Raw genomic sequence first — 24,159 nt, forward strand, 5'->3', positions numbered from 1 at the left:
GATCAGACAGGGTTATTTTAATCAAAATATGATCGTACGATCGTACGAAGTTGCAATAGGTATTGCCAAAAATAAATCTGACTTTTTGGGTCTGCGGGAAAGCTTTATCCATGAATAATTGAGATGGTCAGATGGTGTTGGCAATAACGATGTTTTCTCTGGTTGCGATGATAAATAACGCGATGACTATCTCGCATTATCGCTGGGTTCTTCACATCTATCCACACGGGATAAAAGGAATCAGTATGTATATTATTACTGGTGTTGACGGACATTTCGGCAGTTCGGTCGCTGAGCTTTTATTGGGGGCAATACCCGGCGATCAACTTATATTTACCACTCCCTTTCTCGACAAAATTCCTCCTGCTCGTATTGAACGTTGGCGCGACAGCGGCGTACAGGTCAGGATCGGCGATTATGATGATCCCGACGGTCTTACCGAAGCGTTTAAAGGGGGGGAACGCCTCTTTATGCTGTCGGCAATGAAAGTCGGACCGGTACGGCAAAGGGAGCATAAGAATGCCATTGAGGCGGCGATTAACGCCGGGGTGAAATACCTGGTGTATACCTCCTACATCGGCGGCGAAAAGGATAATGCCGAGGCCATTGTCACCGTCGATCACCACTATACCGAGGAATTGATCAAGCTATCCGGCCTGCAGTGGAATGTCATGCGGGATTCCATGTATATGCAGACCATGGCCAATCAAATGGCGCAGGTGGGGTTCGATACCGGTAATTGGCGGGTCAATGAAGGTGAGGGCCGTATCGGTTTTGTGGCCCGCGAAGATTGTATCCGCGTGGCCGTTGCCCTGCTACTCGGCAAGGGTGAGCCCCATACCGCCTATGATATTACCGGTTCCGAGGCCCTCTCTTATCCCGATATTTTCCGTATGGTCATGACGCTCGCCGGTCGTGATGACGTGGAATACCTCGAAGTCAGTGACGACGAACTCTATGCCTTCTGGGATTCATTGCATGTGCCGCGTGAAGCTACCGGCGACTTTTCCCGTTCTCCCACGCCCTGGTGCAGTGATGACATGGTGTCCTACGGACGCTGTGTCCGTCAGGGCGATATGGATCTCGTGACCGATCATGTCGAAAAACTGACCGGTCGTAAGCCGATCCGCATGGGGGAAGTTCTCGCAGCAGCAGCGGCTAGCTGGCCCAAGGCGCCGGCGAAGGCCTGAATGCAGTTCATCATCGACAGAGGAGTAAAAAGATTATGGGACGACTCAGCAATAAGGTAGCGGTGGTCACCGGTGCCACCTCGGGTATCGGCGAGGGCGTAGCCCTGATGTTCGCCGCTGAAGGCGCCAAAGTGGTCGGCGTCGGGCGCAATGATAAAAAAGGTGCCGAACTGGTCAAAAGAATTACCGACGCAGGCGGGGAAGCCACCTTCATTCGGGCGGATTTACTGCAGAAAGAAAATGTATCTGCCATTAGAAATACGGCGCTTAAAGCTTACGGCCAGGTTGATGTGCTGGTGAACGGGGCGGGCGTGCTGGTGCATAAACCCTTTCTGCAACAAAACGACGCCGATCTCGACCTGATCCTGGAGACCAACTTCCGCTCCTGCGTGTGGACCATGCAGAGCTTCATCCCGGTTATGGTTGAGGCCGGCGGCGGCAGTATTATCAATATTGCTTCTATTTCCGCTATTTGGCCGGAAAGCAATGCCTATTTCTACGGGGCGATGAAGGCCGCCGTTAACAAGCTCTCCCGCGATGTTGCCCGTGAGTTCGCCAGACAACATGTGCGTATCAATACCATTTTACCCGGGCCGACGGATACACCCATGGTGCCGGATTACGTTAAAAACGACCCGGCGGTGATGCAGGAAGTGATCGATACGTTGGCGCTGCTCGGCCGGCTGAGCACGCCGGAAGATATTGCCTATGCCGCGGTATACCTGGCATCAGACGAGTCGCTGATGGTTACCGGCCAGCAGATGGTGGTAGACAGCGGGGTCACGATCAGTAACCCCTAAGCCGGGTGAGGTGCCGGGCGACGGGGCTGAATCGGGCACAGCGTTATTGTCAGGCGCCTATCTCTATCGGTTTTTATAAATCAACAGGAGGGCAAAATGAGTGATGCAGGTATCCTCAAGAACAAGGTCGCCGTCGTGGTGGGCAGTACGTCTGGCATCGGAGAGGCCATTGCGCGTGAATTCAGCGCCCAGGGGGCGAAAGTCGTCTTATCCGGCCGGCGGACAGAGCGCGGGCAATCGATTGTCGACGAGATCCTCGCGGCAGGTGGCGAGGCGGTTTTCATCCGTACCGATGTCTCGGTTCCGGTCGATATCGAACGGCTCATCGCGTCGTCGGTCAGCCGGTTTGGCGCGCTGGACATTTTGGTCAATAACGCCGCGCTTGAACTGACCCGGCCGCTGGCGGAGTGCACGGCTGAAGATTTTGATCGGGTGATCAATACCAACCTGCGCAGTTATTTCCTGGCTTCCGTGCACGCGCTGAAAATCATGACACAGCAGCGGCGCGGGGTGATCCTTAACGTCAATTCCGTTACCGCCGAACATCCCGCTCCCGGTATCGGACTGTATTCCATGGCTAAAGGCGCGGTACGGCAGCTGACCCGTACTCTGGCTCTGGAAAACGCACACCTGGGGATACGGGCCAATGAGATCAATCCCGGGCTGATCCAGACAGAGATATTCAATGATCCGACGGCGGCAAAGGTGGCAGAGTTTGGCGTAAGCCAAACTCCTATCGGCCGAATTGGTACTCCGGAGGAATGTGCCAAAGCAGCGTTGTATCTTGTTTCCGATGACGCAGGTTTTACCACCGGCGCGTCGCTGGTGATTGATGGCGGTTTAACAATATAACGGTGGTTCTAAACGCGATGGGTCGATTTATCTGAAGATTTTAAACAATGAGGATGAAAAGTTATGAGCAAAATTATCATCACCGGCGTGGATGGCCAGTTCGGCGGTATTGCGGCTGAGCACGCGCTCAAGCGAAAACCGGCGGGAGAGCTGATTTTCACCAGCCCGTTTCCGGAAAAAATCAGCCATTACCAGGATAAAGGTGTGGAGGTACGAAAAGCAGATTTTTCCAGTAAGGACTCGTTGACAAAAGCCTTTGCGGGCGGGGAAAGCATATTGTTGATTTCCATGCCCATTGTCGGGGACGAACGCGTCGCTATGCATACCCGTGCGATTGAAGCGGCAAAAGCAGCGGGCGTCCGCCATATTGTGTATACCTCGATAGTGGGCGCTGGCGACCCCGCTAATGATGCGCTGGTGACCATTGATCATAATGCCACTGAAGAATTGATTAAAGATTCCGGGCTGACCTACAAAATTGCCCGCAATGGCCAGTACAGCGAGGCGATCACGGAATATTCCCTGCCCTCTGCTTTTCAGACCGGTAAGTGGACCGTCAATGAAGGCGATGGACAAATGGCCTATATCTCTCGTCGGGACTGTGCCGAAGCCGCCGCGGCGCTGGTGTGCGGCAAGGGGGATGACAACCACATCTATTATATCACCGGGCCGGAATTGCTGACTAAACAGCAAATAGTCACCCTCGCCGAGGACATGACGGGCCGGGAAATTGAGCTCATTGATATTTCCGATGATCAAACCTACGCCTTCTTTGATTCCCTGGGCGTACCACGGACCACGGCTAATGGCATGGTGGGGTCGCCGATACCCTGGTGCAGCGATGATATGGTGTCTTTCGGCCGTGCGGTGAGGGAAGGTAAAATGGCGGTCTCTACCGACGATTTCGGCAATATTACCGGCCACAAGGCTGTTTCCCTGCGACAATTAATTGGAGAGGCAATAAAGAAAGGCCTGTATAACTGAATGAATAATAGGTGATGACTTTTTTTCTGATGCGATTAAATGTAATGAAAAGCTAATAATCTGCGTCAGTCAAATAGCCATAGAGCATATTATCAGGAAGTAAAAATCATCCGCGTTTATGTTTTTCTCTACTGAGGAAGATAATTAACTCAATGCGGAGAGAGATATCTGCGCTCAAATCTCCGGGAAATTAATATGAACATTTACTCACTTATTTATATTCGTTGGTTGGTCGGTAAAAAAAGTAATATAAGAGAAAACAGCATAAGCAGTTTAAAAAAATATTGTCGTTCATTCCCGCTGGCATTTACCCTGGCCGTGACACCCGCTCTGGCTGGGGAAACGGTAATAACCGCCACTCCCGCCGGGGGAAACGATCTCGGCGCCGCGCTGCTGCCACCGCCGGGATTGTATGGCGCCTTGTCCCTGGTGCCCGCGAGCGGGCGTTCCCTGTTCGATGTGCATGGGGATCGTGTCCATTCTGTTAACGCAAGATTGGAAGTGTATTCGGTCGCGGCGACCCTGCAGTACGTTTATCCCGGCGAGATTTTTGGCGGCCATGTGTCAAGCCTGATCCAGGGCGCCTATTCACACGCCTGGGTCAAGATGGATCCCGTATATAACAGTGATTCTTCCGGCATCCAGGATATGTATGTCGACGTGTTCAACTGGTCGAAAAATGTTTCTCGTTCCGGAGCCACGCCACCGGAAGGCACTCCGGCGATGCCGTCGGCGGGACCTTATGGCTGGATGCCGCTGGGGCTGAATATTTCCGCCGGGCTGGCGATGAAGCTGCCGGTCGGTCATTACGATAAGGATGAACCGGTGAACACCGGCGCCAATTTGTGGATCATTTCGCCCAACCTCGGTATGACCTGGCTGAGTACCCCCGACCGTGACAGCACGCTGGGACCGTGGGATGCGAGCTTCCGGGCCTATTACAGCTTCCCGGTTAAAAATCAGGACACCGACTATACCACCGGACAGGTCCTGTCCGTCGACTGGGGCGTAGGCCGCTATCTTCGCCCCGATCTTGAAGTGGGTATTGCCGGTGTGTTCCAACAGCAGATCACCAACGACCATCCGCCATCGGATTACACCGGTTCCCTTGAGAACGGCAACAAATACGCCAATGCGTCCGCCGGTCCGGTGGTGTCTTACACGCTGCCCAACAATATGGGTTCACTCAAGTGGAAATGGCTGGCTCCGCAGTTTTGGGTGAAAGACGGTATCAGAAATCAGCTCATGATATTGACTTATGCCCGGCAGTTTTAACCGATCCTCCGGCTGGAAGTGGAATGGCGACCGTCGCTAGCCGGGGACATTATCCGCACTGTTGCCGCTGAAGACCGTTTTCTTTCGGTGACAGTGCCAGGTGCTCATTACAGGGCAAAGGAGAAAAAATGAAGATTGGCGTACCAAAAGAGCAATTACTTCATGAAGCGCGCGTGGCCGCCACGCCGAAAACCGTGGAACAATTACTGAAGCTGGGTTTTTCCGTCGCTATCGAACGAAATGCGGGTAATCTGGCGAGTTTTGACGACGAGGCTTACCGGGCGGTAGGGGCCGTTATTGAGGACCGCGTTGCCGTCTGGCAGTCCGATATTCTCCTTAAGGTTAATGCGCCGCTGGACGATGAAATCGGTTTGCTGCGGGAAGGGGGTATCGTGGTGAGCTTTATCTGGCCGGCACAACATCCCGCGCTGTTGGAAAAACTGGCTGCCCGCAATATTACCGCGATGGCGATGGACGCGGTGCCGCGTATTTCACGGGCGCAATCGTTGGATGCGCTGAGTTCGATGTCGAATATTGCCGGCTATCGCGCTATCGTCGAAGCGGCACACGCGTTCGGTCGTTTTTTCACCGGCCAAATCACCGCGGCGGGGAAGGTCCCTCCGGCAAAAGTGCTGGTGATCGGCGCCGGGGTGGCAGGGCTGGCGGCCATTGGCGCCGCCGGCAGCCTGGGGGCCATTGTGCGCGCTTTTGATACCCGGCCGGAAGTCAAAGAGCAGATAGAGAGCATGGGCGCGGAATTCCTGCTGCTGGATTTTGCGGAAGAAGCCAGCGGGGCGGGCGGTTACGCCAAAACGATGTCGCCGGAGTTTATCAACGCGGAGATGGCGCTGTTCGCCGCGCAGGCAAAAGAGGTGGATATTATCGTCACCACGGCATTGATCCCCGGCAAACCGGCACCGAAGCTGATTACGCGCGAGATGGTGGAAAGCATGAAACCCGGTAGCGTGATCGTCGATTTGGCGGCGCAGACCGGCGGTAACTGCGCGCTGACGGTTGCGGATACCCTGGTCACTACCGATAACCGGGTAAAAATCATCGGCTATACCGACCTACCCAGCCGGCTGCCTACCCAGTCTTCCCAGTTGTATGGCACCAACCTAGTGAATCTGATGAAGCTGCTCTGTAAGGAAAAGGACGGCAACATCACCGTCGATTTCCACGATGTGGTGATCCGTGGCGTTACGGTTATCCGGGAAGGGGACATTACCTGGCCCGCGCCGCCCATCCCGGTTTCCGCCCAGCCGCAACCGGCGCGAAAGACCGTCAACACGGTTGGCGAGCCATCGGCCAAAATCCCTGCATCCCCCTGGAAAAAATACCTGTTGGCCATCGTGGTTATGGGCCTTTTTGGCTGGCTGGCCAGTGTGGCGCCAAAAGAATTTTTATCCCATTTCACCGTTTTCATTCTCTCCTGCGTAGTGGGCTACTACGTGGTATGGAATGTAAGCCATGCGCTGCACACGCCGCTGATGTCGGTCACCAATGCCATCTCTGGCATCATTGTGGTCGGGGCATTGTTGCAGATAGGCCATGGCGGTGCCGTCGCCATCTTGTCATTTATTGCCGTGCTGATCGCCAGCATCAATATTTTCGGTGGGTTCACCGTCACGCAGCGCATGCTGAAGATGTTCCGCAAAGGTTAAGGAGAATAATATGGTACAGATATCGGGTGGACTGGTTACGGCAGCCTATATTATTGCGGCCATCCTGTTTATTGGCAGCCTGGCCGGGTTGTCGCAGCATGAAACGTCCCGGCGGGGGAATATTTTCGGCATTACCGGCATGGCCCTGGCCTTGTTGGCGACCGTTTTTGGACCGGGTTTCACGGTCATCCTGCTGGGGAGGATTGGGGCGGCAATGGTTATCGGCGGGGCCATCGGCGTGTACTTGGCCCGTAAGGTCGAGATGACGGGAATGCCGGAGCTGGTGGCGATGCTGCACAGCTTTGTCGGCCTGGCCGCGGTGCTGGTGGGATATAATAGTTATCTTGATCAAACACCGGGAGCCGAAGCGGTACTGGAAAACATCCATTTGACGGAAGTTTTCCTGGGAGTTTTCATTGGCGCGGTCACCTTTACCGGTTCGGTGGTCGCGTTCGGTAAATTACGCGGCACATTTTCTTCGAAGCCGCTGATGCTGCCCCATCGCCACCAGCTGAATCTGCTGGCACTGGTGCTCTCCTTTGCTCTGCTGTGGATATTTATCAAAGGGGATGTCGTCAGTAACCCCGTGGACGGTGCGGCGTGGATCAGGACGCAGTTTGCGGCCTTGCTGGTGATGACGGTGATTGCCCTGGCGTTTGGCTGGCATCTGGTGGCGTCAATCGGTGGGGCTGATATGCCGGTGGTCATTTCCATGCTGAATTCCTACTCGGGGTGGGCGGCGGCGGCGGCGGGTTTTATGCTCGGCAACGACCTGCTGATCGTCACCGGCGCGCTGGTGGGGTCATCCGGTGCCATACTTTCTTACATCATGTGCAAGGCGATGAACCGCTCGTTTATCAGTGTGATTGCCGGGGGCTTCGGTTCTGACGGCGCCTCTTCCGGCAGTGCGGAAGAAACGGGCGAACACCGTGAAATTACCGCCGAAGAGACGGCGGAGCTGCTGAAAAATTCCACGTCGGTGATTATCACTCCCGGCTATGGCATGGCGGTGGCGCAGGCCCAATATCCGGTGGCGGATATGACCAAAAAACTACGTGAGCGCGGCATAAAGGTGCGTTTCGGTATTCATCCGGTGGCCGGCCGGTTGCCGGGGCATATGAACGTGCTTCTGGCGGAAGCAAAGGTGCCCTATGATGTGGTGCTGGAAATGGATGAAATCAATGATGATTTTATCGATACCGATACGGTGCTGGTGATTGGCGCCAACGATACGGTCAATCCGGCGGCGCAGGAAGATCCGCATAGCCCGATTGCGGGCATGCCGGTGCTGGAGGTCTGGAAAGCGCAGAATGTCATCGTGTTCAAGCGCTCAATGAACACTGGTTATGCCGGTGTGCAGAACCCTCTGTTCTTTAAGGAAAACACCCAGATGCTGTTCGGCGATGCCAAAGCCAGCGTGGAAGCTATTTTGAAATCTCTCTGACCGGGCTGTGGGTCTGCTCGGAAGGAGTGAATTAGAGGCGGTTATTTAATCATCCAGCATGCGCTTATATCTTGCCTGGTAAGCTTTGCTATGCATAATACGGGAGGGCCTATGCTGTTGCTCCTGCGAAATTTGATTTTATGTATAATACTGATACCGATAATGACGTTGTTCTTGCTGGGGATGATATATTCTATAGGTGAAATATCTAACATTATTTCTCGTATCCCTAAGCATTGGTCACCCTCCGTAAGTAAAAAAAAGAGATAAAAAAATCTTTATAACCGATAACAAGTCATTATCTCAGGGGTATTGGTGATGAATATTCTGAAAAAGGAAATATGAAGGGATGTCCGGTAGACGTCAATCAGATTCCGGCAGGCAGTGACATTTGGACTTGTGGGCAGACACCATTCGGTGTGACGTTAAGGATTATTCCGCTCCGCACGCGCTATGATTGCTTTCATCGCATCGAACCCCGGGAGGATCCGCGTATCTGCCGGGGCCAGCAGATATTGGATGGACAGACCGAACGACGCGGCCAGGATGAGCCGCGTGATGACTTCAAGCGAGAAAGGTGACGGTTGCGGGGCGTTTCCCTCGTCGTTTCTGACCACCTGAGCATCGATAGCGATGAGAATATCGGAAACAAATCCGGCCATTTCCTCTTTAAACGGCTCAGACCACATCGCATAGTTAAAAAACTCAAGAAAACATTGATACAACGCCGTATTCTCTTTGAGAAGCTCTTCATTGTAAGAGGCCAGCGCCGTTATTCGTTCGGCAAACGAAACGCATTTTTTCATCCGGAGATCGAGACCGTCCGTGTAGGTTTGCCGCATAGCTTTTATCACCGCAGAGAAAAGCCCTTCCTTATTCACAAAATAATAGTTCAACTGGCTTAGCACCACGCCGGCCTCTTGGGCGATCTCTCGCAGCGTGACGCTGTTGCATCCCTTCGCCGCGATGCAGTTGAACGCGGCGGTGAGGATTTTCTCTGCGGTGATCTCACTTTTGGATTTTGTCATTATTCAGCTCTGATTATTCCGGTGTTATGCGTGAGCGCCTAAGCTCGTCAGTTTAACCAGGATTATCCTGGGTCATTTCAAGTAAGGCCAGCTCGAAATGATCATTATCAATAGTAAAAGGCAGAAAATCCGGACCGGGGCAAGTACTGACAGATTGTCTGATAGCCAGGAGGGCAGCTCGTTGACACAGTGATTGCAGATCCGCGCCGGTCATGTTCGCTGTGCGTGCGGCAAGACCGCCAATATCGACATTGGGATCCACGGGGCGATGGCGGCAGTGGCTTTGCAGGATCGCCAGGCGCGCCACCAGATCCGGCATCGGCAGGTCGACCACAAAATCAAAACGTCCAGGGCGCAGCAGCGCTTTGTCGATAAGTTCGGGGCGGTTGGTCGCCGCCAGTATGACTACCCCCTCCTGACTCGCCATGTTGTCCATTTCAAGCAGCAACTGACCTACCATGCGCTCATTGATTTGGGAACCGCTCTCGCCCTGGCCCCGAATGGGCGCGATGGCATCGATTTCATCAAAAAAATGAAAGCAGTTGGGCAACTACCCGCTTTTCCACATCTCCCAACACGGTCTCCCGGTTAGGTGCAACGGCGTCAATCTCATCGAAGAAGATAATGGCCGGGGCGTTTTTCTCTGCATCGGCAAAAATTTGACGCAGTAATTCTTCCGATTCGCCGTAGTGCTTTTGAATGATCTCCGGTCCACTAACGCTGAAAAAGTAGACTCCGGTCCCCTGAGCGACTGTCCGCGCGATAAGCGTCTTGCCGCATCCGGGAGGCCCATAGAGCAACAAACCCTTGGGCGGGTCAATGCCTAATTGTCTGAACAAGTGTGGCGCCCGCAAAGGCAATTCGACCATTTCCCTCACCCGGGTAATTTCCTTGTCAAGACCGCCAACGTTTTGATAAGCGCTTAATCCCTCGGAGTTTGTAAAAATAACGGCGGTCGAGCCATCAACTACCACTGGGCCTTCGAGCGTCGTCTCTGCGATCTGATATTCCCCGATCTCACCGTTTCGCGCCAGGCGCAGGATATCCCCGGTCGCGACAATGAGTCCGATAGGTGATGTGGCCGGATGGGTATTCTTGTCGGCTGGGGCAGCGTTGATGAGTCGCCCCATTGCGTGGTAAAGGCGGCTGCACAGAGCGTACAGCCAGTTTTTTGTTCCGGGTGGATCGGCGGCGCGGGTTGCCAGCAGGACGATACGTTGTGCCGGACTATCCGGCATGGTATGGCCCGCCCCAAAGTTGCCCGTCACTGCACCGCCAGGAGCGCAGGGATGATTTGGCGCGCCGCTATTCCCCTCCACGGACCGGGTCAATCTGTCTATCCCGCGGCGGTCCGCGTCATCCTGGTGGCCTAAAACCAGAATATCGTCCTTAGCCAAAGCAGCTGATGGTAGAGGAGCTGGCAGGATACCCACCGCCGCTTCCTTCTGTGGGTCCGGTATCCGCTCAGTCATTAAAGTGGCTCTGGCTGATGACTTGCCCCAATCCGGCGACGGCGGGAATTTTGGTCCGTTTGATATCCTGAACCATATAAGGCCCGATGATGGCAGTGAAGAGGCCATAACTGATGAATGCTACATGGTACGACCAGTACCCATTGAGTGCAAAAGGACCGGATTTAAAGTAAGGCAAAAATGTGATGGCCAGGAAGGATAGGCCGGAGAACAGGGCCAGGCAAGCGACCCAGTGCGGCATGATCGCGGGTTTTTGCCGGTCCAGGAAGATCAGCAGGAAAATGGCGCTCACCTCGACTGTGGTGATCATATAGGTCATATCGAAGGTATACCACGCCATGAAATGCACCGCCTTGATTAACTCCGGGTTAACCGTCCCGGCAACTTCCGCGCACCAGGCCCAGAGTGCCGGGCAGAAGATCAGCACCCAACCGGTCAGCAGGCCGCCGGTCAATTGAAGCAATGAGAGAATGGGGGTGGTTTCTCTCCGCCACATTTGGACCGTGAGCTGACATGCCCAAATCAGATAGAGAATGCCGAAGGCGGTCGACAAAGACTGGCCCAACATGATTTGGTCTCGGTACTTGAGGTAGAAATTATCCACCAGTTCCTGGCCGGTGAACAAGGGATTGGGCGGTGGATAATTATGGCCGAGCACCACCCAGCTCAGCCCGTACAGGATGACAAATGCCGGGCCGCAATAGGCGCAGAAAATTTGAATTCGTCTTGAGGCAATTTCGTTCATGGTTTTCCTCTGGTGGTCTATGACAGGGCTGCGGACATGTTGACTTAGTCTCATCACTAAAATAGAACGGATGTCCGATTTAATGCAAGTTAAGCCAGGATACCTGCTTTGTCAATGACTGAAAGCGAATGGTGGGTAGCCGGATGAAATCGTTATTGGCATGGTGTCTTGCACCCTTCCCAGTCTTCTGTACTCTCTACATCAAGCTGTTTCACGTTTTTTGCCATCAGGACAAGGTGTTAATCACCGAAGATGATAATGTCCCGGTACCATTCAATTTTTTGCCGGCTGATATTTTTATTGAAATTGATAGCGACCAAACATTTGCAACTTCAGTATTATTTTTCATTACCGCCTCAATGCCTATTTTTTTGAGCGACGAAAGAGAATTTATAATTGCCTTATCTTGCTATAGATATAAACATACTGGCTGTAATCCTCAAATGTGATAGTGCTCGATATTCTGAAGGATGATTTGAAATTAAACTTATTAACATCGCTGCTATGAATAATTAATTGTTTCCGATACAGAATAGTTTGTCTTATTGATAATAACTAATCGGTAATGTCCCACGATAACAATATTTAGTTTGTGAAGTATATCGTCGAACGGACGGCGTGATTGCGGTTCACTCGATAAAGGACAATTTATCCGCGGTATTGATGTGGATGCCAAACATGAAATCTACAGCATTATTTATTCATTAGCTGAGCGAGGCATTGCCGTTTCATTTGCTTCCAGTGATTTAGCGGAAGCATTGGGTTTGGCGGATCGTAGAAACCACCACTGCGGTGATGTGATTATTGAGGAACAAATAAAATGTCACTTCCATCCTTACCGTTTGTTAAATCTAAGCACAATATTGGGCTGGTTCGAATCTGGGATGCCTACGGCATGCTGGTGGTTTTTGCCGCATTGTTTGTTGTCTGCGCTATTTTTGTTCCCAATTTTGCCTCTTATATTAATATGAAAGGATTAGGATTGGCGATGTCCATGTCCGGTATTGTGGCATGCGGCATGTTGTTTTGCCTGGCCTCAGGTGACTTCGATTTGTCGATAGCGTCGGTTATCGCCTGTGCCGGGGTCACTACTGCAGTGGTCATTAATAAAACGGACAGCCTATTTGTCGGTATTCTGGCCGGGTTGATGGTCGGGGTTATCTGCGGCCTGGTTAATGGTCTGGTGATTGCGCGCTTGAAAATTAATGCACTGATCACCACATTGGCCACCATGCAAATTGTCCGTGGGCTGGCATACATCTTTTCCGATGGAAAAGCGGTCGGGGTTGCAAAAGAATCCTTCTTTTTCCTGGGTTCAGCCAGCTGGTTTGGCTTACCGGCACCTATTTGGCTAACCATCCTCTGTATGGTGATATTCGGCTTCTTGCTGAACAAGACGACCTTTGGGCGGAATACGTTATCACTGGGCGGTAACGAAGAAGCGGCACGGTTATCAGGTGTTCCGGTGGTACGGACAAAAGTGATTATTTTTGTGCTCTCCGGTCTGGTCTCGGCCATTGGTGGTATTATTCTGGCCTCGCGCATGACCAGCGGTCAGCCGATGACCTCCATTGGTTTTGAAATGACCGTTATTTCCGCTTGCGTACTTGGTGGTGTGTCAATGAAGGGTGGGGTGGGCAAAATCTCTTACGTGGTCGCCGGGGTGCTGATCTTAGGTACCATCGAAAATGCCATGAATCTGCTCAATATCTCACCTTTTACCCAATACGTGGTTCGGGGACTCATTCTGCTGGCAGCTGTTATATTTGACCGTTATAAACAAACGGGACAGGGGGCGATTTAGGTTATAATAACGCTGCCAGGGGAAATATAACAGATGTGGTGAATTATGGCGGACATTTCATAAAACGATTTCTCCATTGCTCCGACAGCGTGCATGGGGTGACAAGCATGGCGCGTTACCAGACTCAATTATTCAGGCCACTGGCAGTGAAAATAATGCCGAGACTGCAAAAAAACTTGACGGACAAGACAGTTGCCGTGAATACAAGCGCGGAGCGGGTGACGTTTCTTAATCTCTCCTTACTTAAAAAGAGCTAACCCTTAGGGATGAAACACTATAAAAAGAAAATGGCTTTATGCCGCAACGCTTACGGCTTTATCACTATTCAGTGTCGTAGGATGTTCTTCAAACCAGGCCATCAAAACCGTTGATGGAGAAACCATTGTGACTGATGGAAAGCCCAAAGTTGATAATGATACTGGCCTGGTGTCTTACAAAAATGCGGAAACAGGTAAGACCGCGCAGCTCAACCGAGATCAAATAAAAAATATGAATGAGCTTGAAAACTAATAAGTAGGAACAAAAAGGGCGATATCGGATGAGATTAGGATGGCGAAGCGGTATTTTATATATCAATATGAGATGCCGGTTCGATTACGAATGTCCAAGCGATAAAAATAGTTTTTTTTCATAAGAGTAAAGAATTAATTTTCAATATAATATCGGCATAATCATTATATAATGACTGATGGTATTTTCTACGATAAATTTGAACTAAAAAATTATTTTTTATGAATCCTTGCATTTAAAAAACAAAATTTTTACTTTCGATAAATAACTAATTTAATATACTAATTATAAATGTCAATTAGATGATTTTTTGTATTATGCTATGTGGTTCATGTTAAATGATATATATTCTTATTTATGATGTAAGAAATGTTAGTGAATTTCTCTAGGCCGGTTTATTTGGAATTTATTTCACTTGTTGTATGGCTAAGTTAAAATCTTACTTTGCCAATCATAAGTATCATTCGGTTAATTTTTTAATTGAGATAAAGATTCAAGCCGATATCTTAAAAAATATAAAAATTAGAATGAAAGCTGCGAATATTATATTAATAATGAGTGTGTGCAAAATATAAATATTATTTCGAACTGTGCGAGTAATAAAACCATATTTTTCTTGTAAGTTATAGTAAATTTATTTTTTATCGGGCTAATCCGTTCAGGTAGGATAGCAAGGGAACGCAACTGATGGCGTGGGGGTTGATCTATCATAATTGAGGCATATTAGCCACTTGAGTTTGTGTCATCATTAATAACTTCATCATTTTCCTTTATTTATCGCTCGAAAAAGTGTTTTCATCGCAAATAATCAGATTTTGTACAAAATCACACAATTCACGTGAAATCCACTTTTCTTACTTTAATTAATTTGATAAATCTCACAAAATACTGAATTTTTAAATATTGCTGTTCCAATAAATTTGATGTTACTGGTAACATCATGCGACAAGTCACGTCCAAGTAGAAGGTCGCGATATTTTTCATTTTCTTAATATGAGGAATAACCAATGACATGGGCAAAAAAATGTTGCTACTATTTATTACTATGGTTACTGGTGTTTCGGGCAGCTATATCGCCAATGTTTCCGCTGCTACAGTTGAAACCAGCTCTTCACAAGCAGCCGATGCAAATACTGAAATTACGACACCCCTCAAGATAGATCGTCTCGATCCATCCATCGATCGGATCATTCCCGCTGGTGCCACATTGCAACGTGTTGCCACTGGTTTCAAATGGCTCGAAGGACCCGTGTGGGTTAAAGATCGTCTGTTCTTTGCTGAGATAATCAGTAACAGTATCCGCACCTATACACCAGGCAAAGGTACCCATATTTTCCTCAAACCTAGTGGCTACCAAGGTGCTGCACCTTACGGCGGGCTTGAGCCCGGATCTAACGGGATGACGCTCGACGTCAAAGGTCGGCTCACAGTGGCTGGACACGCGCAGCGTGATGTTTTCAGATTTGAATCGCTAAATTCGGCAGGCCCTATTACTATTCTCGCGGACTCTTATCAGGACAAGAAGCTTAATAGTCCTAATGATCTGGTTTACAAATCGGATGGCTCGCTTTATTTCACTGATCCACCTTATGGCTTGCGTACACAAAAGGATAGCGATCCAGAGAAGCTATTGCAGATAAACGGTGTCTATCGTATTCCTCACGCATTGACACAGAAAGCTGGCGCTGCGCCCGCACGCGCTGAGTTACAACAATTAATTACTAATCTTCCCCGGCCGAATGGCATCGCGTTCTCACCTGATGAAAAATATCTGTATGTTGATAATTCCGAACCCAAGAAGATATGGATGCGTTACCGCGTCAAGCCAGATGGTTCGCTTACTGGTGGCAGGGTATTATACGACGCAACATCAGACCTGCGTCCCGGAAATCCCGACGGCATGAAAGTTGATCAAAAAGGCAATATTTATAGTGCTGGTCCGGCGGGAGTCTGGATTTTTTCACCTGACGGGAAACCGCTTGCGACTATTCTTATTCCGGAGAAAGTTTCCAGTGTAGCCTGGGCTGGCGCCTATCGGAAAACCCTCTATATTACTGCGACTAATAATATCTATCGTACGTATCTTAATATCGCTGGAGAGCCATTAGTTCGTCTTCGGTGAAATAGCTTAGCGTCGATACTATGATATAAAAGAGCCGGGGCGTGACTTCAACTACCATATGGGATATTCACCCCCGATAGAAACTAGATTGTTAGCACCCATGTATACTTTTTTTGCTATCTTAGATTATTTTAATATAAATTGATAGTGGTTTAATGACACGGACGCTTAGCCCGGCATCCGGCAGGTCACCGTTGCGGATAGCAACATCAAACTCCTCAACAAGCAAATCGACTTGTCGATCGTGTAAGGCGAGATCAATTCTTACTTCGCGATGGCGGTGGAGATATTCGGTCAAAAGCCCAGACAAAATCGTGGTTCCTAAGGTCACTAGAGCAGTGACGCGACAGAGGCCGCGCGGTGCCGCCTGATCATCGCTGGCAATTCCCTCAGCAGCGTCGACCTCCGCCATGATTTGCCGACACCGCTCATTGTAAGCTCGTCCAAGTCGGTCAGGCTATGTTACCGAGTGGGTCGGTTGATGAGTTACATATCTGATCGCTCTTTCAGAAAGTGCACATGATTACGCACCATGGGTGCGGTAAGACCGGAGCCACGAGCCGAGTTCTATGAAGAATTAGTCGGCGTATTGCAGAAGGCTTCTCATTTAAACGGGATAACTTCCTAGGATATTTTGCCAATCGTTAGGTTTTCCTATTATTGTAAAATTTAGCTGTCTTAACTCCTTCAACCAGGATCAAAAGAAAGGTCGATAGCCAGAAATAATGGGGGCCTTTATGGGGGCTTAATAGAACAATTATTTAGAAATATGCAATTTATACAAATAGTTGTATAATACTTCAAGTCCCGTCCCGGTACCACACCGAATTCGTAATAAAAACAAAGCAGTATGAGTAACATTGATGCCGTCGAGAGACGGTTTTTTTATGCCTTCAATTTGGCTTTCATAATATCTTTCAACAATAAAATCCCAATGATCTGACTTCTGGCACAAATGCCTGCATCCAAATAATAGCTTTCTACTTGATAATAAGTAGGGTATAGCAGGGCCATCCTTGCATCTTTACCCGCATGGCCATAGGTGCGAGGAAGCTATGGTTGAGTAGCGCAGCCGTCAGGCTGCCACCAACCGATGTAGCTGTGAAATATCAACTTCTTTCTCTGCTACCCAAAGGCTGTAATTATCTTGGAGATTGAGCCAAAACTTCGCCGAACTTCCAAGCACCGCCGAGAGTTTAAGAGCCATTTCCGGAGAAACCGCCGAATGACCGCTGACCAGTCGTTGCGCGGTGGAAGGGGCGACATGCAGTGCTCGGGAGAATTCACGGATGCCGACATTCAGATCGTCCAGAGTCTCTGCAATGATTTCACCGGGGTGGGGCGGATTAAACATAGTCATCAGTGATAATCCTCATAATTAATGACATAGGCATTGCCATCCATAAATTCAAACTTAATGCGCCAGTTGTCCGTGACGGTTATTGACCGCTGGCCTTTTCTGTCCCCTGTAAGAGCGTGAAGGCAATATCCCGGCCGGTCAATATCCTTGATGTCTTCCGCTGCATCAATTACTGCCAGGCGTAAGCGAAGTTTACCGGACTGATTCGCGTCGATACCTGCGGTCGACCCTTTCTCGAAAAACAGGCGCAATCCTTTGTGCTTGAAGCTTTTAATCATGAAAAGGCTCGTAGGTGTTGCGTACTAGGGAACAGTATAACACTGTTCCCTAGTACGCAACACCTTTAGTTTTTATGCCTGCAATTCCTCAAAATCCCCGAAATGACAATAAAAACGTACGTAAAGCAGCAAATTTCTCCAGCTTGATTTGGGAATAGGCCGCATCGGCATCAGGGACGGGGGCTCGGACATGATTGCTTTGGCAACTGCGAGCATTTTCGTCAGGTGGTACCACAAAAGGGGATGAGGGGTATTGTCTTGCAGGCCAGGAAGCTACTGAACATCATTAATCTTTCTTTCGGGTTTAACCGCACGTACCACAAGTAAACAAAATAGGGGAATTGATTAGAGAGTCGGCACTCCTTTGCCGGCACGCTAGTGGATACGCAAAAGCTCTCGTTCAGACGTAAATGTCTATTTGGTTACTGCTACTGTCGCTGCTGCTATTATTGTCGCTGCTGCTATTATTAGTGCTGTTAGTGCTGTTAGTGCTGTTAGTGCTGTTAGTGCTGTTAGTGCTGTTAGTGCTGTTAGTGCTGTTAGTGCTGTTAGTGCTGTTAGTGTTACTGGTGCTGCTGGTGCTGCTGGTGTTACTGCTTTTCTGCGTGGAGGCAGATGGCTGTGTCGTGTTCGTCTGCTGCGTTTGCTGCTGCTGTAAGGCGCTCACCTGGGCTTCCAGCATTTTAATCTGGCCCTCGATGAGTTGCTCCTCTTGCTGCTTTTGATCTGCGGACACACTGGAACTAGACAGGGTGGATAATTGCTTCGTCAGCGTGGTGATCTGTTTTTCAAGGCTACTGATTTGCGATGCCACACTGCTGCTGCTGCCGCTTGAAGATACGGGCATGACGGATGTTGAGATAGTGTTAGACAAGGTCGCTCTCCTTTTTGGAATGTATTATCTGGTTATCGGCAGACTGATGTTTCGCTGCAGCGTTAAAACGTAAAGGAATTGCAAGGAAAGGGTAAAAAAAGAGATAAATGACACGGGGCACTGTAGCAATCATTCATTGCAAAATATCTAAAGCATGGTGATAAAATCTATGAACTTTATGGTCATGAATGAGGGCGAAAATTTTCAATTTTAAGAATTTAATGCGCCCGTAATTGCCCATGTAAATTCATTAGCACGACGTTCTGATAGTCCTTCAGAGCGTCTTGCTGACAAAGATGTTAAAAAGAGGTAAAATCCAGAGGTGTTATCAATAAACATAAACAACACGCAAAAAAAACTACAATATGAGTAACTTACCAAAACATTTTGACTAATACACAGCCGAACACGATACCGGCAAAAGCTAATGCCCAGCAAAATTTCAGCAACATCAAATCAGTTTTCGCTACGTTTTCCATGATAATTCCTCGACTATATTGTGATATTGGTCACTATTTTATCGGATAACGTTCTCTAAAAAGCGTGACTTAAATCACATTTAAATGATTTGTCATACAAAATTACCAAAACAAACGAATGCTTTTTTCTGCAGTCAGATAGCATATGGCCAGGTAGGTAGCCGGTTAACACCAATTGCGAGAGCAAACGATGTGCTGCCGGTCCGGGCCGATAAAACATGCAGGATAAGAACTGAATGCATGGAGTTGGTCACGGCTGGCTCCAAATATTTTGTCTGCGGGCGTTGTCTGCGGCTAATACTTTGACAGCAGGGCGTTTAACCAGTTGAAAACATGGGCACTCAAACCCGTTCGCCAAAGGAATATAAATGGAACCAAATGTAACAAAGGAGTGCGCAAAGACAATCTCATATTGATATTAAATGATTCTTAAATGGGTTTGGCGTGAAAGGGATTATGGTGAGATAATCAGTTTAAATATAAAATTAGGGCTTTTTTTTGAAAACTGCTTGTGAATATTGCTTATTCCTTTTGAATCGTTGCACCTAGGTTATTTATTTCATCCCTGCTTTTGGATCCGGGATGACTTGTTCATGTCACTAAAGCAAGACCATTTCCATGCTCACGGAAAATGAAGTCTGTATTGTTCAGCCGAATAGGAATATTCCATGCAGCTATGACAAACTCAACCTGTTATGTTATGGCGGTTATCCCATTAACCGGCAGGTAGTGAAAAAACGCTTAATGGTGAATCCTGCTCAACTGATTTTAATAAATACCCATGCTTATGTCTATGGGATACGTTTTAACGGACCTTTACCGTTCCTGCTAAAAAACAGACATTCAACGTCTATATTTCTGATCAAAAATGGCCGACACTTAGTCTGATTATCCTCAAAGGATGGCGTCGGTGAAATTAGAAAAGTTTTACTCAATTCCGGGCAACCATGATGTTACCGCCAAGGTTACGGTCTTTTTTACTGGTTTTATCTACATTGAATTGATCGGTATGCATTGTCAGTTGCGGGCCCATGCCGATGAGATTGAATGCCGGTTGTTTACCGATGTGGAACGGCAAAATGAAGCCGAGTTGAAATGTTGCTCAAAGAAAAGCAGCGTGCCCCTGTGGAAATTACACCTGTTCAAGCAGGATGCGGCGGAACTGATGTCATTAATTCAGTGGCGGGAGCATACCCTTAATTATTTTAAACAAGAGGGCTAACGTTCGTTACAGCCAGCCAATTAAGCAAAATCAGCAACCCCCCGCAGGCTGCTGATTTGAAAGGACATCCTGCTGTAAGGAAACTACGCCCGTTGGTTCAGGAGAAAAATTCCACCTTTCCCCCGGACAGGTTATACATGGAACCGACGATTTTTATTTTGCCATCGGTTTCCAATTTGCCAAGGATGTCGCTTTTCCTGATCTCATCCATGGTCAGTTTGACGTTGGTTTTGGCGACAGCGTCGACAAACTCGTCGTTACTGCTGGTTCTTTCCTTGGTGTATTCCGTTTTATCAATGGCGGGTTTGATTTTAGCCAGCAAACCGGTTAGATGGCCCAACTCAACGTTATCAATCGCTCCCTTTACCGCGCCGCAGGCCGTATGTCCCATGACCAGGATAACTTTTGCCCCGGCGGCGGCACAGGCGAATTCGAGGCTACCGAGAATGTCGTCGTTGGCAATATTTCCAGCGATGCGGCTGTTGAAGGCTTCGCCTATGCCGGTATCAAGAATGATCTCCGCCGGCGCACGGGAGTCGATGCAGCTAAGGATAACGGCGGAAGGGAATTGACCAGCGGCACTGCTACGTTTTTGCGCCAGGTAGTTGTGCTGATGGGCCTTGCCAGTGTGAAAACGGATGTTCCCCTGTTTTAATCCCTCGATTATCTCATCGGGTGTCAGTTTGTCCCTGGCTTCTCTGGTCATAGCCGCCGCATAAGAAAGGGAGGGTAAGCCGACACTCATCACACCGGCGATGCCTAAAATGGAGAGGCCGGCCGCCCGTTTTATTAAAGTGCGCCGTGTGGGTTCTGATGATGGCAATATGTCTTTATACATCATTTACTCCGGTAGTTAGAATAAATTCTAACAGCTCAATGATATTAATGGGCGATGGCTGATAATTGTCTCGGTGCGAAAAGTATATAACGCTTGGGCATTCTAAAAGATGCACTGAGGCGATAATGTGATAAATGTAGTTATTTCTTCAAGACAATCCTATTTTTGGGCGTTAGGGACGATCTTTTTTTATATTTGGAATCAGCATCACTACAGAATAGAATAAATATTATTTAATAGTTTGCTAATATTTATACCATTGATAATAAAGAATCTCTAATCATAAAGAGAGTTTCGCTAAGCGGCGATTATATTGTCATGGTGTTTTCGTGTTCAGGGTAGAATATTGAGTATATATAAAGCTTATTAATGTTATAAGTGATCCGATTAATTTAGTGATATATTTGTCTTTCGATGGTTTTCAAACAGGGAGAGCGGTGACGTGACCGTACACTTTATGAATGACATTTGCTCGTTATCCTTACTATTTTAAAAATCAATAGTCGGTGTAGGATGAATTGGCCTGATGAAAATGGCCTACAGATTAATTCGGCAGGACTTGGTGTTCAAAAAGGGAAAAGATGAAGGTTTGATACATCGTCCGTTTGCCCTTAATCTTGTAGGGCATTCATTACGATAGCCGCTTTTTGCCGGAGGGTGAAGGAAACAGTGGGACGCCATCACGGTTACCCTTTCCTGGCGGCCGCTCATTTAATCTGAAAGGTCAAATCATGTTTCGTTTTGTCAAATGCCTGTTTGTCATAATCACCTGTTTTTTCAGTTATTTTCAAATGGCCGTCGCCGCTGCAACGCCGCTATATGGACCGCAGCTTCAAGGATTTACCTATCCTTATCCGCTGCACTATTATTCTTTTACTTCCCAGGGCGTACCCCTTGAGATGGGCTATATGGATATCGCCCCCCAGGGAGCCGGCAACGGTAAGGCGGTGGTATTGCTGCATGGGAAAAATTTTTGCGCAGCCACTTGGGAGGACACCATCAAGGCATTGAGCCGGCAGGGTTACCGGGTGATCGCCCCCGACCAGATTGGCTTTTGCACCTCAACCAAGCCCGATCATTATCAGTACAGTTTCCAGCAATTGGCCGGCAATACCCATTCATTGCTGCTTAGCCTAGGTATCGCCAAGGCGATGGTGGTGGGGCATTCCACCGGAGGCATGCTGGCGACGCGTTATGCGCTAATGTTCCCCGCCGCGGTGCAAAAATTAGTCCTGGTGAATCCAATCGGCCTGGAGGATTGGAAAGCTCTCGGTGTGCCTTACCGTACTCCCGACCAATGGTATGAGCGCGAGCTGAAGACTTCCGCCGCGGGTATCCGCCAATATGAACTGACTACTTATTATGTCGGGCACTGGAAACCGGCATATGACTGCTGGGTGGATATGCTGGCCGGTTTGAATCAGGGATCGGGGCATAAACAGGTGGCCTGGAATTCGGCGCTGATTTACGACATGATTTTTACCCAGCCCGTGGTATATGAATTCAAGGATTTGCAGGTACCGACGACCTTGATAATCGGTACGGCGGATACCACCGCTATTGGCAGCGATATTGCGTCTGCGGCGGTAAAATCAACCTTGGGGCACTATGACCGGCTTGGTAAGGATACGGTAAAACGCATTCCCGGGGGGCAATTGATTGAGTTCGCGGGATTGGGACATGCACCGCAGATGGAAGAGCCGGAACGGTTCAATCATACCCTTTTGCAAGTGCTGAACCGCTAATCCGACGTTGTCGAGGTGAAGGCGGAGTCCGGCATTCTGGCCAGATTCCCGCCTTCAGGCGTTAAGGATCAATTGGAACTGCTGGACGGCGCCTGTACGGGTTGTACTCCGCCGTCGGTAGCCGGTGCCTGGGGCACCGCTGTCTGCGTGCTGCCGTTGTCGGCCGGGGCCGTCTGGGATGCGGCGCCAGCCTGTGTCGAAACAGGCGCGGCGGCGGGCGCGTTAGCGGGAGCGCTCACCGGCAAGACTGCCGGCGCGGCATTGTCCGGTGCGGTAACATTAATCGGGAGACCGGAGCGATTTTGCAGCGCCATGTTAACCACATTCTGATTGACCACCTGATCCACCAGCACCTTGCTTACGTTAACCGGAAGCGTAATCGGTACAGGTTCGGAGGATTTGAACTGTTCTTCGGTGGAGGACAGCGGGTTATGTACTTCAAGATAACGGGAACCGTCCGGCTCAATGGTGGCTTTGACCGGTTCGTCGATAAACTGTACCCGGGTGCCCACCGGAACGTGATCAAACAGATACTTGATATCGTCGGCGCGCAAACGGACGCAACCATGGCTGACCCGTAAACCTATGCCGAAATTGGCATTGGTGCCGTGAATGGCAAATAACCGGCCGACATACATCGCGTACAATCCCATGGGATTATCCGGCCCCGCCGGGAATACATCCGGCAGCGTTTCGCCCTCGGCCGCGTATTCAGCATGCATCGCCTTAGTGGGTGTCCAGGTCGGTCCGGCCTGTTTACGTTGAACGGTGGTTAACCAGTTCACCGGGGTATCCTTACCCAGTTGACCGATGCCGATAGGTAAGACCACCACGGTCTTGGTTCCTTTCGGGTAATAGTACAAACGCATCTCGGCGCTGTTTACCACGATGCCTTCATGGGGCGTATCGGGAAGAATCAATTGATGGGGTATAATCAGCTTGCTGCCGGGGGTGGGCAGGTACGGATCGACCCCGGGGTTAGCCTCCAGCATATTGCTCAGGCCCATTTGGTATTGTGCGGCAAAATGCTCCAGCGGCAATTTACTGTCCTGGGGAATCTCCACTTCCAGATTTTGCCCAATCAGTCGACTGTTGTCGGCAGGCAATGGGTATACCACGGCAAAGGCGGAGTGGCTAAACGCAGCCACGGCCAATATTGCCGTACAGATAGCACGCATATTCATTTTCATAGTTGTCAGATGTTATCGCCATACAGGCAGTAATTGAGTTTTCGATTCCAGGTCGATGATGACCGGATGGGCATTATATGTGCACAGCGGCCAAAGTGGGAAATAATATGTGTAACCTAGGGTACAATGCAATGGTTATATGTTGTTTTTATGTGATAATTTGGTCATGGTTGTGTTCAAAATAGCCGATAGGGGGAATTTGGCCTTGCTGAATCCTAGCGGTATGTCACAGTCCTGCCCCACGTTCCCTTATCGGGGGCGGTCTGCCCACTAATGGAGAGAG

The 24,159-nt window shown here is 49.4% G+C and carries 22 protein-coding genes; 12 read left to right on the plus strand and 10 right to left on the minus strand.

Annotation, left to right across the window (positions count from 1 at the left end; all coding sequences use genetic code 11):
• Positions 1-245 precede the first annotated feature (245 nt).
• From HB631_RS20800 to pntB, 7 genes are all read left to right on the plus strand, one after another.
• On the plus strand, positions 246-1,190 hold the full coding sequence (locus tag HB631_RS20800) for an NAD(P)H-binding protein (RefSeq protein ID WP_213993088.1): 945 nt from the start codon (positions 246-248) through the stop codon (positions 1,188-1,190).
• A gap of 35 nt (positions 1,191-1,225) precedes the next feature.
• The gene (locus tag HB631_RS20805) at positions 1,226-1,990 is read left to right on the plus strand and encodes an SDR family oxidoreductase (protein WP_213993089.1); all 765 of its coding nucleotides are present in this window, start codon (positions 1,226-1,228) and stop codon (positions 1,988-1,990) included.
• Between the two features lie 96 nt (positions 1,991-2,086).
• Entirely contained in the window at positions 2,087-2,842 is a 756-nt protein-coding gene (locus tag HB631_RS20810; protein WP_213993090.1) for a glucose 1-dehydrogenase, read from the plus strand.
• Positions 2,843-2,905: 63 nt separating this feature from the next.
• Entirely contained in the window at positions 2,906-3,826 is a 921-nt protein-coding gene (locus tag HB631_RS20815; RefSeq protein ID WP_213993091.1) for an NAD(P)H-binding protein, read from the plus strand.
• A 195-nt stretch (positions 3,827-4,021) separates the two neighbouring features.
• On the plus strand, positions 4,022-5,101 hold the full coding sequence (locus HB631_RS20820; RefSeq protein ID WP_213993092.1) for a transporter: 1,080 nt from the start codon (positions 4,022-4,024) through the stop codon (positions 5,099-5,101).
• A 128-nt stretch (positions 5,102-5,229) separates the two neighbouring features.
• Entirely contained in the window at positions 5,230-6,765 is a 1,536-nt protein-coding gene (gene pntA, locus HB631_RS20825) for a Re/Si-specific NAD(P)(+) transhydrogenase subunit alpha (protein ID WP_213993093.1), read from the plus strand.
• A gap of 19 nt (positions 6,766-6,784) precedes the next feature.
• On the plus strand, positions 6,785-8,209 hold the full coding sequence (gene pntB, locus HB631_RS20830; protein ID WP_213993141.1) for a Re/Si-specific NAD(P)(+) transhydrogenase subunit beta: 1,425 nt from the start codon (positions 6,785-6,787) through the stop codon (positions 8,207-8,209).
• 425 nt (positions 8,210-8,634) lie between these two features.
• Here the strand turns inward: pntB and HB631_RS20840 are convergent, their stop codons facing one another.
• Genes HB631_RS20840 through HB631_RS20855 form a run of 4 tightly spaced genes read right to left on the minus strand, consistent with a single transcriptional unit; the run spans position 8,635 to position 11,454 of the window.
• The gene (locus HB631_RS20840) at positions 8,635-9,237 is read right to left on the minus strand and encodes a TetR/AcrR family transcriptional regulator (protein ID WP_213993095.1); all 603 of its coding nucleotides are present in this window, start codon (positions 9,235-9,237) and stop codon (positions 8,635-8,637) included.
• Between the two features lie 52 nt (positions 9,238-9,289).
• On the minus strand, positions 9,290-9,787 hold the full coding sequence (locus tag HB631_RS20845; RefSeq protein ID WP_213993096.1) for an AAA family ATPase: 498 nt from the start codon (positions 9,785-9,787) through the stop codon (positions 9,290-9,292).
• On the minus strand, positions 9,762-10,709 hold the full coding sequence (locus HB631_RS20850) for an AAA family ATPase (RefSeq protein ID WP_213993097.1): 948 nt from the start codon (positions 10,707-10,709) through the stop codon (positions 9,762-9,764). Before HB631_RS20850 ends, HB631_RS20845 begins: the two co-directional genes overlap by 26 nt.
• Positions 10,702-11,454, minus strand: a complete 753-nt coding sequence (locus HB631_RS20855; RefSeq protein WP_213993098.1) for a hypothetical protein — start codon at positions 11,452-11,454, stop codon at positions 10,702-10,704. The genes HB631_RS20850 and HB631_RS20855 overlap by 8 nt, the downstream gene beginning before the upstream one ends.
• Positions 11,455-12,274: 820 nt before the next feature.
• Here HB631_RS20855 and araH point away from each other — a divergent pair.
• From araH to HB631_RS20870, 3 genes are all read left to right on the plus strand, one after another.
• On the plus strand, positions 12,275-13,258 hold the full coding sequence (gene araH, locus HB631_RS20860) for an L-arabinose ABC transporter permease AraH (protein WP_213993099.1): 984 nt from the start codon (positions 12,275-12,277) through the stop codon (positions 13,256-13,258).
• A 276-nt stretch (positions 13,259-13,534) separates the two neighbouring features.
• Entirely contained in the window at positions 13,535-13,768 is a 234-nt protein-coding gene (locus HB631_RS20865; protein WP_213993142.1) for a YgdI/YgdR family lipoprotein, read from the plus strand.
• Between the two features lie 1,012 nt (positions 13,769-14,780).
• Positions 14,781-15,890: an SMP-30/gluconolactonase/LRE family protein gene (locus HB631_RS20870; protein ID WP_213993100.1), complete on the plus strand. Its 1,110-nt coding sequence runs from the start codon at positions 14,781-14,783 to the stop codon at positions 15,888-15,890.
• Positions 15,891-16,011: 121 nt separating this feature from the next.
• Here HB631_RS20870 and HB631_RS20875 read toward each other — a convergent pair whose 3' ends face one another.
• The 4 genes from HB631_RS20875 to HB631_RS20890 all read right to left on the minus strand — a co-directional run bounded on the left by HB631_RS20875 (position 16,012) and on the right by HB631_RS20890 (position 18,402).
• Positions 16,012-16,302, minus strand: a complete 291-nt coding sequence (locus HB631_RS20875) for a LysR substrate-binding domain-containing protein (protein WP_213993101.1) — start codon at positions 16,300-16,302, stop codon at positions 16,012-16,014.
• Positions 16,303-16,965: 663 nt separating this feature from the next.
• Entirely contained in the window at positions 16,966-17,250 is a 285-nt protein-coding gene (locus HB631_RS20880; protein WP_213993102.1) for a HigA family addiction module antitoxin, read from the minus strand.
• Entirely contained in the window at positions 17,250-17,528 is a 279-nt protein-coding gene (locus tag HB631_RS20885) for a type II toxin-antitoxin system RelE/ParE family toxin (RefSeq protein WP_213993103.1), read from the minus strand. The genes HB631_RS20880 and HB631_RS20885 overlap by 1 nt, the downstream gene beginning before the upstream one ends.
• A gap of 400 nt (positions 17,529-17,928) precedes the next feature.
• Positions 17,929-18,402 (minus strand): FlxA-like family protein, encoded by a 474-nt coding sequence (locus HB631_RS20890; protein ID WP_213993104.1) that lies wholly within the window; start codon positions 18,400-18,402, stop codon positions 17,929-17,931.
• Positions 18,403-19,791: 1,389 nt separating this feature from the next.
• Here HB631_RS20890 and HB631_RS20895 point away from each other — a divergent pair.
• The gene (locus tag HB631_RS20895; protein ID WP_213993105.1) at positions 19,792-20,103 is read left to right on the plus strand and encodes a hypothetical protein; all 312 of its coding nucleotides are present in this window, start codon (positions 19,792-19,794) and stop codon (positions 20,101-20,103) included.
• A gap of 97 nt (positions 20,104-20,200) precedes the next feature.
• On the opposite strand, the gene HB631_RS20900 is transcribed toward HB631_RS20895, so the two are convergent.
• Positions 20,201-20,944 (minus strand): carbonic anhydrase, encoded by a 744-nt coding sequence (locus HB631_RS20900; RefSeq protein ID WP_213993106.1) that lies wholly within the window; start codon positions 20,942-20,944, stop codon positions 20,201-20,203.
• A 788-nt stretch (positions 20,945-21,732) separates the two neighbouring features.
• Here HB631_RS20900 and HB631_RS20905 point away from each other — a divergent pair.
• A complete protein-coding gene (locus tag HB631_RS20905; RefSeq protein ID WP_255557190.1) occupies positions 21,733-22,686 on the plus strand; it encodes an alpha/beta hydrolase in 954 nt (317 codons plus the stop codon).
• A 68-nt stretch (positions 22,687-22,754) separates the two neighbouring features.
• On the opposite strand, the gene HB631_RS20910 is transcribed toward HB631_RS20905, so the two are convergent.
• Positions 22,755-23,876: a L,D-transpeptidase family protein gene (locus tag HB631_RS20910; protein WP_213993108.1), complete on the minus strand. Its 1,122-nt coding sequence runs from the start codon at positions 23,874-23,876 to the stop codon at positions 22,755-22,757.
• Positions 23,877-24,159 lie beyond the last annotated feature (283 nt).

This window comes from Sodalis sp. dw_96, from assembly GCF_018449575.1.
Classification (GTDB): Bacteria; Pseudomonadota; Gammaproteobacteria; order Enterobacterales; family Enterobacteriaceae; genus Acerihabitans.

Excerpts from the sequence above, each read along its gene's own strand:
- HB631_RS20800 (WP_213993088.1), top strand. The coding sequence starts at position 246 with ATGTATATTATTACTGGTGTTGACGGACATTTCGGCAGTTCGGTCGCT.
- HB631_RS20805 (WP_213993089.1), top strand. The coding sequence starts at position 1,226 with ATGGGACGACTCAGCAATAAGGTAGCGGTGGTCACCGGTGCCACCTCG.
- HB631_RS20810 (WP_213993090.1), top strand. The coding sequence starts at position 2,087 with ATGAGTGATGCAGGTATCCTCAAGAACAAGGTCGCCGTCGTGGTGGGC.
- HB631_RS20815 (WP_213993091.1), top strand. The coding sequence starts at position 2,906 with ATGAGCAAAATTATCATCACCGGCGTGGATGGCCAGTTCGGCGGTATT.
- HB631_RS20820 (WP_213993092.1), top strand. The coding sequence starts at position 4,022 with ATGAACATTTACTCACTTATTTATATTCGTTGGTTGGTCGGTAAAAAA.
- pntA (WP_213993093.1), top strand. The coding sequence starts at position 5,230 with ATGAAGATTGGCGTACCAAAAGAGCAATTACTTCATGAAGCGCGCGTG.
- HB631_RS20840 (WP_213993095.1), bottom strand. The coding sequence starts at position 9,237 with ATGACAAAATCCAAAAGTGAGATCACCGCAGAGAAAATCCTCACCGCC.
- HB631_RS20850 (WP_213993097.1), bottom strand. The coding sequence starts at position 10,709 with ATGACTGAGCGGATACCGGACCCACAGAAGGAAGCGGCGGTGGGTATC.
- HB631_RS20855 (WP_213993098.1), bottom strand. The coding sequence starts at position 11,454 with ATGAACGAAATTGCCTCAAGACGAATTCAAATTTTCTGCGCCTATTGC.
- araH (WP_213993099.1), top strand. The coding sequence starts at position 12,275 with ATGTCACTTCCATCCTTACCGTTTGTTAAATCTAAGCACAATATTGGG.
- HB631_RS20870 (WP_213993100.1), top strand. The coding sequence starts at position 14,781 with ATGGGCAAAAAAATGTTGCTACTATTTATTACTATGGTTACTGGTGTT.
- HB631_RS20875 (WP_213993101.1), bottom strand. The coding sequence starts at position 16,302 with ATGGCGGAGGTCGACGCTGCTGAGGGAATTGCCAGCGATGATCAGGCG.
- HB631_RS20880 (WP_213993102.1), bottom strand. The coding sequence starts at position 17,250 with ATGACTATGTTTAATCCGCCCCACCCCGGTGAAATCATTGCAGAGACT.
- HB631_RS20885 (WP_213993103.1), bottom strand. The coding sequence starts at position 17,528 with ATGATTAAAAGCTTCAAGCACAAAGGATTGCGCCTGTTTTTCGAGAAA.
- HB631_RS20900 (WP_213993106.1), bottom strand. The coding sequence starts at position 20,944 with ATGATGTATAAAGACATATTGCCATCATCAGAACCCACACGGCGCACT.
- HB631_RS20905 (WP_255557190.1), top strand. The coding sequence starts at position 21,733 with ATGGCCGTCGCCGCTGCAACGCCGCTATATGGACCGCAGCTTCAAGGA.
- HB631_RS20910 (WP_213993108.1), bottom strand. The coding sequence starts at position 23,876 with ATGAAAATGAATATGCGTGCTATCTGTACGGCAATATTGGCCGTGGCT.